Source organism: Paenibacillus sp. M2 (assembly GCF_046713495.1).
Classification (GTDB): domain Bacteria; phylum Bacillota; class Bacilli; order Paenibacillales; family Paenibacillaceae; genus Paenibacillus; species Paenibacillus amylolyticus_B.
In genome coordinates this window covers 3,581,030-3,594,077 of sequence record NZ_CP169648.1, presented here as the reverse complement: position 1 = coordinate 3,594,077, position 13,048 = coordinate 3,581,030, and the positions used below count along the sequence as shown (strand labels likewise).

Annotated in this window: 10 protein-coding genes and 1 pseudogene; 1 reads left to right on the top strand and 10 read right to left on the bottom strand. The window is 43.1% G+C overall.

The window, feature by feature from the left end; all coding sequences use genetic code 11:
• Positions 1-545: 545 nt before the first annotated feature.
• From ACETMN_RS16265 to ACETMN_RS16225, 9 genes and pseudogenes are all read right to left on the bottom strand, one after another.
• A pseudogene (locus ACETMN_RS16265) lies at positions 546-858 on the bottom strand (arsenate reductase); the annotation flags it as partial.
• Entirely contained in the window at positions 818-2,002 is a 1,185-nt protein-coding gene (locus tag ACETMN_RS16260) for an MFS transporter (protein WP_411736372.1), read from the bottom strand. The pseudogene ACETMN_RS16265 and the gene ACETMN_RS16260, both read right to left, overlap by 41 nt.
• 24 nt (positions 2,003-2,026) lie before the next feature.
• Entirely contained in the window at positions 2,027-2,845 is an 819-nt protein-coding gene (locus ACETMN_RS16255; RefSeq protein WP_091019092.1) for a MerR family transcriptional regulator, read from the bottom strand.
• A gap of 251 nt (positions 2,846-3,096) precedes the next feature.
• Positions 3,097-3,516: an arsenate reductase (thioredoxin) gene (gene arsC, locus ACETMN_RS16250; protein WP_047843093.1), complete on the bottom strand. Its 420-nt coding sequence runs from the start codon at positions 3,514-3,516 to the stop codon at positions 3,097-3,099.
• Between the two features lie 38 nt (positions 3,517-3,554).
• On the bottom strand, positions 3,555-4,850 hold the full coding sequence (locus ACETMN_RS16245; protein WP_091018854.1) for an arsenic transporter: 1,296 nt from the start codon (positions 4,848-4,850) through the stop codon (positions 3,555-3,557).
• Positions 4,851-4,923: 73 nt separating this feature from the next.
• Positions 4,924-5,250, bottom strand: coding sequence for an ArsR/SmtB family transcription factor (locus ACETMN_RS16240; RefSeq protein ID WP_091018855.1), 327 nt, complete (start codon positions 5,248-5,250; stop codon positions 4,924-4,926).
• Between the two features lie 143 nt (positions 5,251-5,393).
• The gene (locus tag ACETMN_RS16235; protein ID WP_091018857.1) at positions 5,394-7,862 is read right to left on the bottom strand and encodes an FAD-dependent oxidoreductase; all 2,469 of its coding nucleotides are present in this window, start codon (positions 7,860-7,862) and stop codon (positions 5,394-5,396) included.
• On the bottom strand, positions 7,859-8,173 hold the full coding sequence (locus ACETMN_RS16230) for an ArsR/SmtB family transcription factor (protein WP_091018859.1): 315 nt from the start codon (positions 8,171-8,173) through the stop codon (positions 7,859-7,861). Before ACETMN_RS16230 ends, ACETMN_RS16235 begins: the two co-directional genes overlap by 4 nt.
• A 239-nt stretch (positions 8,174-8,412) precedes the next feature.
• Positions 8,413-10,227, bottom strand: a complete 1,815-nt coding sequence (locus ACETMN_RS16225) for a family 43 glycosylhydrolase (protein WP_091018861.1) — start codon at positions 10,225-10,227, stop codon at positions 8,413-8,415.
• A 345-nt stretch (positions 10,228-10,572) separates the two neighbouring features.
• Between ACETMN_RS16225 and ACETMN_RS16220 the strand changes: the two genes are divergently transcribed.
• On the top strand, positions 10,573-11,937 hold the full coding sequence (locus tag ACETMN_RS16220) for an alkaline phosphatase (protein ID WP_373419883.1): 1,365 nt from the start codon (positions 10,573-10,575) through the stop codon (positions 11,935-11,937).
• A gap of 83 nt (positions 11,938-12,020) precedes the next feature.
• Here the strand turns inward: ACETMN_RS16220 and ACETMN_RS16215 are convergent, their stop codons facing one another.
• The gene (locus ACETMN_RS16215; protein ID WP_306299287.1) at positions 12,021-12,743 is read right to left on the bottom strand and encodes a DUF421 domain-containing protein; all 723 of its coding nucleotides are present in this window, start codon (positions 12,741-12,743) and stop codon (positions 12,021-12,023) included.
• Positions 12,744-13,048 lie beyond the last annotated feature (305 nt).

Below are 13,048 nucleotides of genomic sequence, written 5' to 3'. Positions count from 1 at the left end.
GCCCATTTACGTATTGTCAATACCCTACCGTTGTGTAAGAGGTCGGTAAAATTACACCAAGTTTACAGAAAACGCTTTATTATTGTGCCAAGTTTTTTTGCTATAATAGCAATATTTTCAACTGAATTTATACACCTTCCCATTATATTTCCCATTTTCATAGTTCTCATTTTCTTTTAACTCAGTTTTGCATCTGTTCATATAAGTCATGAAGACTCAAGTTTTACGGTTACCTCTTTGCTGCACTATGTAGTAACACCATATATTATTTTATCTACTCCATCTTTTAATGAGACCCTACTTATCCTGGATAACGGGCTGATTTTAAACAACATATCATCTCCAGTCTATTAACATAATGCGAGTATATAGTTTCCCGTACAGGGGAAACTCAAGGGTATATATGTTCTTATTTGCATTGTTAAAATCAACCAACTTCTTTGTCTTCACTTTATGTTGTTGTTATTTTTTTCGAACAAAAAAATGCCACTAATTGTGGCATACTCTCGGTAGTCATTCAATTATCCTGCTCAGTCAGGTTTGTATTATTTTCCCGTTTCAGCAAACGTCCTAATACGCTCCCAAATCTGGTCACGAACCCCTTGGAATAGGGCCCCATTTCTCTTCATCTGACCCTTGTGCTTTGGCAGGATCATAAAATCCCCAGTGTTCTCGCTTCACATGTGGAGGCGTCATTGGACATTTATCTACGGCATACCCACATAATTTGACTACGAAATCAGCGTTGTTCAACAACTCTGAATCAAGGATGTCCGAGGTTTGAGTCGAAATATTCAGATCAACTTCGTTCATGGCTTCAACCGCTTTTGGATTCAGACCATGAGTCTCCAATCCTGCTTCTCGATTTCTTAAATAGCAGTATGGCAAGAAGTAAAGCAATTCCTACAGCTCCAAAACCCAACCAATTTAAATACAGGACAGATGTACGACTGATCACAATCCCACCTAATCCAGATCCCAGTGCAAAACCAAATTGGATAAACGACGTATTTACGCTAAGGGCAATGTCAGGATTACGAGGTGCCAGTGTAACCAGATATAGTTGCTGGGCCGGAGATATGCTCCACGTTGCCAACATAAAGATCATTAAAACCAAGATTAACATCATAAGATTAACTCCAGCTAGAACAAACAAAAGAAGAGTTATGCCTTGTAACAGAAGGCCTAGACAGATTGTAAACTTTGATCCCTTTGCATCTGCCAATTGTCCGCCCACTTTTGATCCGACAAAGCTGCAAATTCCCGCGAGAAACAGAACACCGCTTATCTCGGTCATGGTAAGAGTCGATGTAGCTTGCAAGAAAGTCGTAATATACGTGAACAGTGTCGAATAGCCGCCGATATACAATAACGTAATAAGCAAGGCAGTCAGAATGAGTGGATTTTTTAAAATGGAGAGCTGCATTCTGAGGGTGATTTTTTCTTCCTCTTTGATTGCCGGAACCTTTTTGTAGATAATAAGTAATGGAAGAACACTTAACAAACCGATTAAAACAAATAGAACTCTCCATCCAAACATTTCACTAAAAAATGTGCCTAGAGGGACACCGAGTACCAGCGAACTGCTTAGCCCCATCAAAATGATGCCGATGGCATTGCCCCTTTTTTCTTTTTCAACCAGTCGTGTCGACACGGCCATTGCTACTACGGTAGCCACTCCTCCGCTAGCCCCTTGAATAATTCGCACCCATAGCAAAGTTTCATAAGAAAGATCAACAAGCATAAGTCCGTTGCTGGCAATAAACACACTGAGGGCGGCCAACAGTAACTTCTTGCGATCCATATTTATTGTAATTGCAATGAGAATCGGAGCGATAATGGCCGCTGCCAGGGCGAATACAGTCACCAGTAAACCCACTTCGGAAGTAGATACGCTCAAGTCTGAGGCGATCATTTCTATGACTCCTGTAATAATGTATTCAAGGGTTCCGATCAGAAAAACAGCCAATGCCAAAATATATATAATCCATTTATTTTTCACTTTAATCCACTCCGTCTTCTTCAGTTATCTATTTAGTATTGGAATTTGTATTTCTATAAACTGTACATCTTGTTCTTGAGATAAGGGTATGTATAACTCCCTACCAGCTCCGTTCTCCTTGATCTGATAGTTATTCTTCTCAATCCATGTAGCTAGATGGACACAGGCTTTACAGGCAAAGGTGGCATTGGAACGATAAGCTATGGTGGCCATCATGGGCTCGGCAGGAAGAGTCCGCAGTTGAAATGGGTCGGGAGGTGATCGCAGATCACAGCTTAAGAAGTAACCTATTTCAAACTCGAACTCATCCTCTTGTCCTGCGATTTCTTTCCACAAAACAACCTGAGGTCCGTGGATCAGTTGGCGCATTTCTTTTGTTAATGACTGATCAAACTGATGAAATAAACTCGGGATCTCCTCTTCCCTCCCGCACCCTGTCTGAAAAAGAAACGGTCGAGCACCTTCCTCTTTGATTCGGATTTCTTGCCCAGTTTCGACATGCCCCTCTTCCTCTATAAGCTGCATGCGTTCATCAATTCGGACGAGTTTAGCTTGTTCCGTATCGATAATCTGCTGAATTTCGCTTCTTTTTAGCTTAAACATGCCTTGAATATTCTCCAATGTAATATGTTCCTGTAACAGCTGTGTGATTTGTGGCAACGTAAACCCCAATTCTTTATAAATGAAGATTCGGTTAAGCTCAAGAAGCTGATCTGCGGAATAGTAACGGTAACCCGTATCGTGATCTACCTTTCTCGGCTTAAGTATGCCAATCTGGTCATAATAACGCAGTGTTTTTAATGAGACCCTGCTCAGCCTGGAAAATGCACTGATTTTGAACAACATATCAACTCCAATCTATTAACTTAATGCGAGTATATAGTTTCCCGTACAGGGGAAAGTCAAGGGGGGATGTGCTTCTCATTTGCTAGCTAAATCAACCACCTTCCTTGTCATCACTCTATGTTGGGGTTATGGGTAAGTCAAAGAACCGTTTCTGAATGAAACGTTCATTTTTTTTGAACAAAAAAAATGCCACTTATCATGGCATTCTCTCGGTACTCATTCAATTATCCTGCTCAGTCAGGTTTGTATTATTTTCCGGTTTCAGCAAATGTTTTAATACGCTCCCCAATCTGGTCACGAACCCTTTGGAATACGGCCCATTTCTCTTCATCTGTACCTTGCGCTTTGGCAGGATCATCAAATCCCCAGTGCTCTCGCTTCACATGTGGAGGCGTCATTGGACATTTATCTGCGGCATCCCCACACAACGTGACTACGAAATCAGCGTTGTTCAACAACTCTGAATCAATGATGTCCGAGGTTTGAGTTGAAATATCCAGATCAACTTCGTTCATGGCTTCAACCGCTTTTGGATTCAGACCGTGGGCCTCAATTCCTGCGCTATAGATATTCCAGTCCTCACTCAGATATTTCTTGGCCCAGCCTTCGGCCATTTGACTCCGGCAAGAGTTGCCTGTGCACAGGAAGTACAGTGTTTTTTTACTCATGTTCATCGTCTCCTCGTTACTTGAATTATAGATTGCTTTTATAGAATGCTTAACCACAGATACAGACCCACTAGCGTAATAAACAGAGTCGGAATGGTGATTATGATACCCGTCTTGAAGTAAGTGCCCCATGAGATTTTGACACCTTTGGTGCTGAGAACATGAAGCCAAAGCAGGGTCGCGAGTGAACCAATCGGGGTAATCTTGGGACCCAGGTCTGATCCAATAATATTGGCATAGATGAGCGCATCCCGAACCGTTCCCGTAGCCGTTGTTGCATCAATGGCAAGTGCATCAATCAAAACGGTAGGCATATTGTTCATCAGGGATGAGATGATTGCTGCGATAAAGCCCATACCCATTGTTGCAGCAAACAATCCTTGATCAGCTACAGCCTGAATGACTACGGCCAACAGATCGGTCAAACCTACGTTACGTAGACCATAAACTACGACATACATGCCGATGGAGAAAAATACAATGGCCCACGGCGCTTCTTTGACAACCAATGTTGCTGGTACAGCTGAACTGCGGGAAGCCATGATCAGGAAGAATATCGCGACAATACCTGCCACAAGAGATACGGGAATTCCGATAAATTCACTGGTAAAGTATCCAATGAGAAGAACCGCTAACACCACCCACGACAACCGAAACATCTTCATATCCTTAATGGCAGTTACCGGAGGTTTCAATTCACTGGCATCAAATCGTTTGGGAATACTCTTGCGGAAAAAGAGATACAGTACACCTATACTCGCCGCCAGTGAGAACAGATTTGGAACAAACATCCTTCCTGCGTACTCCATAAACGTAATACCAAAGAAATCGGCAGACACTATGTTGACCAGGTTACTTACAACCAATGGCAAGGAAGTTGTATCCGCAATAAATCCACTGGCGATAATAAATGGAAATACTCTCTTCTCATCGAAATTCAGTGCACGTACCATGGCTAAAACAATCGGTGTCAGAATCAGTGCACCTCCATCATTGGCAAAGAAAGCAGAAACCACTGCACCAAGGATGGAGACATAAATAAACATACGTACACCATTGCCATGAGCGGCTTTGGCCATATGTAAGGCAGCCCATTCAAAAAAGCCGATACGATCCAGAATTAATGAGATCAGAATGATTGCCACAAAAGCAAGCGTGGCGTTCCATACGATTTGTGTCACATCCCATACATCTTCCAAATTGACCACACCCACAAGTAAAGCAAGGATTGCTCCGCCGCAAGCAGACCAACCAATGGACAGGTTTTTAGGCTGCCAAATAACGAGTACAAGTGTAATCAAAAAGATGATGCAGGCTAACAGCGTAGAAAACAAAACGATACACCCCCTTTCAGTTCATCTTAATTTACATTGGTATATAATGATATGCTTATATATTGATCAAAAATTAATTACATACTGATGTAAAGTTTTCTTTATTTAACGATTTAAGAATAGTTGCTGTATCCGGCATCAATTCCAGGACAGATGAAATATAGGGTGTATTCTCTACATTTAAAGAGTAGTATACCCACTGACCACGTTTACTTTCTTTAACCAAGCCTTGATCCTTCAGTTTGCGCAAATGTTGACTAATTCCAGGTTGTGACATGTCTAAAATCTCTACAAATTCACACACGCACCATTCACGTTCCTTGAGGAGTGTAAGGATCGTAAGGCGTGTTTTATCACCGAGCAATTTAAGCTTATCCGCTATCTCTTGCATAGAATCCATAGCACGTCCTCCTTCAATTAAATATAAGTGTATGCTTATATTATAATACCAAAAAAATGAAGTCGAATTTTTACTTGATGACTAAGTCCAAAAAGCGTTGGTTCGAATTCGAACCAACGCTTTTTGGAGTTTGTGATAAATTTTTAAATAAACAGATTATGATTTGCTTGTGAGGCTTGACCAAGATAGTAACCGACACCACCGATTTTGACTTGGTCTATTAATTCTTCACGCTGGATTGCCATTAAATCCATAGACATTTGGCAGGCAACGATCTCTGCTCCTTGTGCAATTACACTCTCTATCAATTCTTCCAACGAAGGCACATGATGTTTTTTCATCAGACCACGGATCATTTTCGGGCCTGCTCCGAGCATATTCATTTGGGACATGCCAAGCTTCTGGCTGCCGCGAGGCAGCATCATATCAAACATACGGCCGATCATGGTTTTGGATAACTTTTGCGGTTGCGGCTTACGAATAATACTCAATCCCCAAAATGTGAAAAATAGAGTTACTTTTCGTCCACTGGCTGCGGCCCCATTTGCAATAATGAGTGAGGCAATCGCTTTATCCAGATCGCCACTGAAGACTACCATTGTGCTGGCAGGATCGCTGACGGGAGAATCCGATACCGGTTGTGCTGTATTTTTAACAAGGACAGACTCAATTGTACCGCCTTTCAGTCTTTCCAACTGCAAGATGGTGGAACCTGACATCGTGGCCCATGCTTTGACATCTTCATAGAAGCCTGGATCGGAAGCTTTCACACGCAGGGTTTCTCCGTTCGAGAGTTGATCCATTTTCTGCTTCACTTGGATTAGCGGACCAGGACAACTCAATCCGCATACATTCAAGTCATGATCAATACGTTGTGGCTGTGTCGAGTCAGCTGGAATAGACTTCTTTCCCTTAGCTTCCAGCGCAGGATTATGATAATCTTGTTTTCCAGCAGGAATTGGAGCAGGCTTAAACTGGGCTTGACGGTATGTTTTATAACCACCACTCAAGTTTTTCACGCTAAAACCATGCTGACGCAGAATTTGCGAAGCTGTGTAACCACGTAAGCCGACTTGACAGTATAGCCAGATTTCTTTGGATGGGTCTAATTCATCTAATCGCTCACGAAGCTCATCAACTGGAATAGAGAGTGAACCCGGAATATGACCATTTTGATGCTCCATTTCACTGCGAACATCCAGAAGTATTGATTGCTCCGGCTGACGATCAGCCAGTTGATTATAGGTGAACGTCTGAACACGTCCAGTAATCATATTTTCTGCTGCATATCCAGCCATATTCACGGGATCTTTGGCAGAAGAATAAGGTGGTGCGTAACTCAGTTCAAGCTCTGTCAAATCCCGGACATGTCCTCCAAAATGAATGGCAACAGCAATGTCATCAATTCGTTTATCCACTCCATCATACCCGACTGCTTGTGCGCCTAAAATCTTACCTTCCGGAGTAAACAGCAGTTTAAGAGTAATTGCGCTAGAACCCGGATAATACGATGCATGAGAAGCAGGGTGTACGATAACGGTTTGATATTCCACGCCGAGACGCTGGAGTGTTTTCTCATTACTGCCTGTTGTGGCTGCGGTCATTCCAAATACTTTGATAATGGACGTACCTTGTGTTCCTTTATAGGTAGAATGAAGCCCTGCGATACGGTCAGCAACAATACGGCCTTGTTTGTTGGCAGGTCCGGCAAGTGGTATCGTTGCCTTCGTACCATGAATGGTTTCCGTTACTTCGATGGCATCCCCAACAGCATAGATATGTGGCACATTGCTTTCTAAGGCTTCATTTACGATAATATGTCCACGTGCACCCAGAGAAACACCGCTATCTTTCAAGAAATAGGTGTCCGGCGTTACGCCTATCGCAAGAATAACCATGTCAGCTGTTAGCGTATGACCATCCGCAAGTTCAACCCCAATGCCCTGCTCCAGGGAAAGGAATCCCTGAACACGCTTGGAAAACAGCAGGTTCACACCATGATTCTCCATTTCCTGTGACAATGCGGCTGCTAATTCGGGATCATATGGTGTGAGTACTTGTGCGTTCCCCTCAACCAGCGTTACATTCAGACCAGCTTCCTTTAAATTCTCAGCCATTTCCACACCTATAAATCCACCACCTATGACGATCGCAGACTTGTTGTTAGAAGAACTTACCTGGTCTTTGATCCGATCAATATCTGGAATACTTCGTACGGTATAAATTAGTGGATTGTCCTTACCCGGCAGATCGGGAATGATCGGTTTTGCACCTGGTGACAATATCAACTCGTCATAGCTTTCTTCATATGCACCGCGTTCCTGCGACTGTATCTTAACCACTCGCTTCTGCGAATCGATAGCTACAACCTCACTTCTTGTGCGAACATCGATACGAAAACGATCAGCCATCCCTTTTGGCGTTTGCACCAGCAGACGCTCTCGGTCATCGATTGATCCCCCTACATAATAAGGTAAGCCACAATTGGCAAATGAGATATAAGGCCCTTTCTCAAAGATAATAATCTCGGCATGTTCATCCAGACGGCGAAGACGTGCAGCTGAAGATGCACCTCCAGCTACCCCGCCAACAATCAGTACTTTTTTACTCATGATTCACAATCATCCTTTTCAAATAAAGTATTTATAATCTGTTCAACCCGTGGATCAGCAAGCACATAGTTCACTTCAAGACCATTGCGCTCTGTAGCAACAATACCTGCACTACGAAGCTTCTGGAGGTGTTGTGACACTGTAGATTGGGGAAGATCCAGACATTCCTGCATATAAGAAACATTACATTTTTTTTTCATCATCAGTCCCCTCACAATGCATAAACGAATGGGGTGAGATAAAGCTTTCAGCAGATTAGCGGGTTCATCGAACTGTTTAATATTATTGCTGTCAAAAGCGGGAATGTTCAAAAGTATTCCTCCTAAATCGTTATATCGTAATAATACGATTTATTGATATGGATGTCAAATACATTCTCAAATGAAGGAGTTCAATAAGTTACATCCCCTCCTCAACCCTACGGTATGGGCTTGTTTTAGGTGGATGACAAAAATGCCTGCCAAAACCGCTAAAAGCGAATTCTGACAGGCGTTTCAAAGTGTATCCGTTCTTCATAAAATAGCGATTCAATTGAAAGTCTTATGTTAAGTTAGAGTATAACAGGCTGAATCAGTCCGTCCTTACCAAAAAGAAGCGGGTCCATACATATTTCGCGGTGATAGCCCTTTCCAGAGGAGAATCTGGATAGTGGCGTGACAAAACGGTGATAGGCTATCCGGTACTGATCAGTTTCGGAATCATTAAAGATACAGTGATGACCTGTGCCCAGCATGCCCTTCTCGACATTTTTGCTCAAAATCGGGTATTGATAGGTAATTGGACCGTATAATTGCTCAGACGTACCGTAATTCACATGATAGTTTTCGCTGCCTGTATCATCACAGGACCACGTAAAGTGATACAGTCCCCCCTGCTTTAACACAGTTACCGCCTCGCGAAAATCATGCAGCCCTGACAGATTACTCATGGTGTCCTCTACTACACTTATCATGTCTTCATTAAGCTCCACAATGGCAGCATGTCCATTGCCAAATAGCAGATATGGTCTTCCATCTTCCTCAACATAGATGGAGGGATCAATAGCCTGGCCCATGGTAATGCCCAGACGTTTCAACTGCTCCATTGTGATCAAAGGTTGCGACTCGGCCAGGAATGGACCAATCGGTGTATCCGCTACAGCAACGCCGATGGCACTCTCGCCGTTCAGCATTTTGCCACAGAAATAAAAATAGAACTTCCCGTTTCGGCTGGAAATTGCCGGTGCCCAGGCATTACCGGTTGCCCAAGGGACATCCTCTGTTCCCAGATCAAGGATCACACCTTCGTCTTGCCAATGCTGGAGGTCTGAAGAAGAAAACACCTTGAACTGTGTTCCCGACCACCCCTCGAAGCCATCTGTTGTCGGATACATATAGTAACGATCCTCAAACTTGGCGACATCAGGATCGGCATATTGTCCCGGAAGCACTTGATGACCATCCCCGAAAGCCGCGAGAAGCCGACTGCACTCCTCATTTGTAATTGGAAGGACACTTCCATGCCGTTTTTGAGTCGTTCCCATATCAAAATCACCATCAGGGACAATTCGGAATTCTCCGCTTCCCAGATCTGTAGTCAACAGAGGAAGATACCCCTTGCCTTCTGCAAATCGATCAACAATCAGGCACCATTCCTCCCTGTCATTGAATTTAAAGATCTGAGGTCCCTCCACACCTGCCACAGCCTCCAGTATGGGGGCTTGCAGCGTAACGAAAGCTCCTTTGTCGAGAGAGTCTCCTTTTTCTACCCGTATGTTTTTGGTTGTTTCATCCTTGGAGTATCGATAGTAACAACCAGCCGAAGGAAGAATCGTTGTATCAATAATATGATTATCCCGCTCAATGTATTTTTCCGATGTGGAGAACGTACGGAAGTCTTTTGTACGAGCGCTGTATATTTTTTGCTTTCGTTCTTTCTCCTGAGGTTCTTGCGTTGCAGAAGCCCAAAATACGAGAAACTTATCTGTTTTTTCATCATACACAGCTTCGGGTGCCCAGACACATCCAGCCCCCTCAACACCCAGTGTAACGTTCCATGGGGACGACCAATTCACGAGATTGCTGGATTCCCATATAATTACGTCCCGGCTCCCCGCATTAACGGCATGAGTCCATCCTTTGCCGCTTGCGATGCGGAGATCCGTAGCAATCAGATAGAATTTATTTTCCTTGACTGAACGAATCAGAAACGGGTCCCGTACCCCCTTTTCTCCAAGATCGGAAAACAGCACAGGCATTCCACTATTAAGATCCTTCCAGTGAAGACCATCCTCGCTATAGGAGAAATAAACCTGCTCTCCGTCTGGTTGTTCGCCAATAAAATGTACAAAGAGATACCCATTATAATTTGGAGTTGGTGTGGTCAATGGTAAGAGCCTCCTGAAATGAAATTGGATTTAAATGATTTACCTTAACAGAAAAAAATGAAAGCGTTCACCTTATGTTGTATCATACTTCAAAAATAGTGGCATGAGTATATTTTTATAATCTCGTATATTGCAGATCATGTGAATCTTTTGCTGGAACCCTATTGTCCTGATTGGGATGTTTGACTTACTGCTCATGCAAAGAATTAACACATCGCCTTATTTTACCTCAGGTATACAAAATTCTTGGTTTTCATTTACAAATGAATGCTAACCTTTTTAATGATGAACAAATGAATATAGATTCATGCATTCATTTTTGTTTTCGAGATATGATGAGGAGGAATCATTGTGAAATTATCCAAAAGAGTATTACCAGCGGTAGCGCTGACTCTGGCTGTATCGGCTTCTAGTCTCTTGTCTGCCGGACAAGCAAGTGCCGTTCAAGCTGTAAGTGTAGAGAAAAAACAAATCAAGAACATCATCTTCCTCATTGGGGATGGCATGGGGACCTCTTATACTTCTGCCTACCGTTATATGAAGGATGATCCTTCAACGAAGGGCATGGACAGAACCGTATTTGACCCTTATCTTGTCGGGGCACAGATGACTTATCCGGATGATGATAAACAAAATGTGACGGATTCCGCTTCCGCAGCAACAGCCATGTCGGCAGGCGTTAAAACCTACAATGCTGCTATTGCGGTCGACCCCGCACAGAAGGAAGTTAAAACCGTACTGGAGCAGGCCAAAGAAAACGGGAAAGCCACCGGGCTCGTGGCTACATCGGAGATCACTCATGCCACACCGGCTGCATTCGGTGCCCATGATATCAGTCGAAAAAACATGGATGCCATTGCGGACGATTATTATGATGAATTGATTAATGGCAAGCATAAGGTTGATGTCCTACTGGGTGGAGGGAAATCCAATTTTGTGCGCGAGGGTCGTGACCTGACGAAGGAGTTCCAAAAGGCCGGATTCAGCTATGTGACGGATCGTTCCGCTCTCCTTGCTGATAAGAATCAACAAGTGCTTGGACTGTTTGCCGATGGAGGATTGGACAAGATGATCGATCGTACTGCTGCAACGCCATCATTGGCTGAGATGACCAATACAGCGATTGATCGCCTCAGTTCGAACGACAAAGGGTTCTTTCTAATGGTCGAAGGAAGCCAAATTGACTGGGCAGGACATGATAATGATATCGTTGGCGCAATGAGTGAAATGGAAGATTTCGCGGCAGCATTTCAGGCAGCTATTGATTTTGCCAAAAAAGATGGTGAAACACTTGTCGTAGCTACTGCCGACCACTCCACGGGCGGACTTACGCTTGGAAAAGACGGCGAATACAACTTCTTCGTAGACCCGATTAAAGCTGCACTGCGGACACCAGACTTCATGGCCGCACAAATTGCGAAGGGTGCTTCGGTTGAAGAAACACTGAAAAGTTATCTGAAACTCGAGTTGAAGGCGGAAGAGATTGAATCGGTGAAAGAAGCAGCCAAAAGTGCAGATGTAACGAAGATTGATAATGCCATTGAAGCAATTATTAATAGTCGTTCGTTTACGGGTTGGACCACAGGTGGACATACAGGTGAAGATGTTCCTGTCTATGCCTACGGCCCGGCAAGTCATCGCTTCGCCGGTTTGATCGACAACACAGATAATGCCAAGATCATATTTGATATCCTCAGCAAGCACCAATAATTTCACCATAATTCGGTAGTTTACGATCATCCCTTCTCTTCTTTCATCTGAAGAGAAGGGAATTTTTTTCATTTCTGATGGTGTCACTCGACATCAATGGGATGCTTGATTTGATCCTCATAATAATCAATATAGATCCTGCCATCACTTCCTTTTACAGCATAGAATACATCGTTTATGTTCTTGCTTTTCGATTCAAGCTGTTGCATTAATTCCTTATCAGATATGCCATTCAGTTCAAGATTCTTGCTTAACATCTCCCCGTCCATAATTAACTCCACAGGCATGCGTTCTGGATTGGATTCTACCTTCTTATGAATATCCGCAAGCGTAGCTGTTCTATAGTTGGCTTTTTTCATGACTGAGACTTGTCCATTCACTTCGAGCAAAGCATACTCCACTTCTTCTATGTTGAAAATATCTTTCTGTCTTAGCACTTGGTTTAAGGAATCCAATGTCAGTTTATTCTTGGCGAGGTTATTTTCAAGAATTTTGCCGCCTTCAATTAATACGGTAGGTGAACCTTCTGCCAGTAGGCGGATTTTTCTGCTTTTCAGATTTAATTTAGATAACAGATAAGAGGTTCCGGTAAAAACAATTAGAGAAATAATCAGATGTGTGACTTCTATTTTCTCGTTAAAAGCTAGATTGGCAGCTATGGCTCCCATAATGACTGCGGTGACAAATTCATGGAAGTTCATATCAGACAACGTTTGTTTTCCCAATATACGAGCAATACCCAATAAAAGCAAAAAGGCAAAGATACTTCGGGTGAAGATGATAACATGTTCGTACAATACAAGCACCCTTTCACTCGTTAGATAATTATGGAACTCTTTTGAGTATTCACAGAATTATTCTTAAATATGTCGCCTTATCTAATGCTATAAACGGAAAGCAGGCTACCTGATCCCCTGCCAAAGTTAATACTTCGATTCGGCCGGGCTGGTTCTCCGCGCTGCTGAGGATGACCAGGTCAGAATTCTTTAGAAGCTTCAGGATATTAATTACAAGTCACACATGCCTTTTCCGAATTTGCCAGTATGCATTATATCCCATGGAGTTGGTTACCATATACAACACCACTTGCTTTGAAGGGAGAGAAATCCGA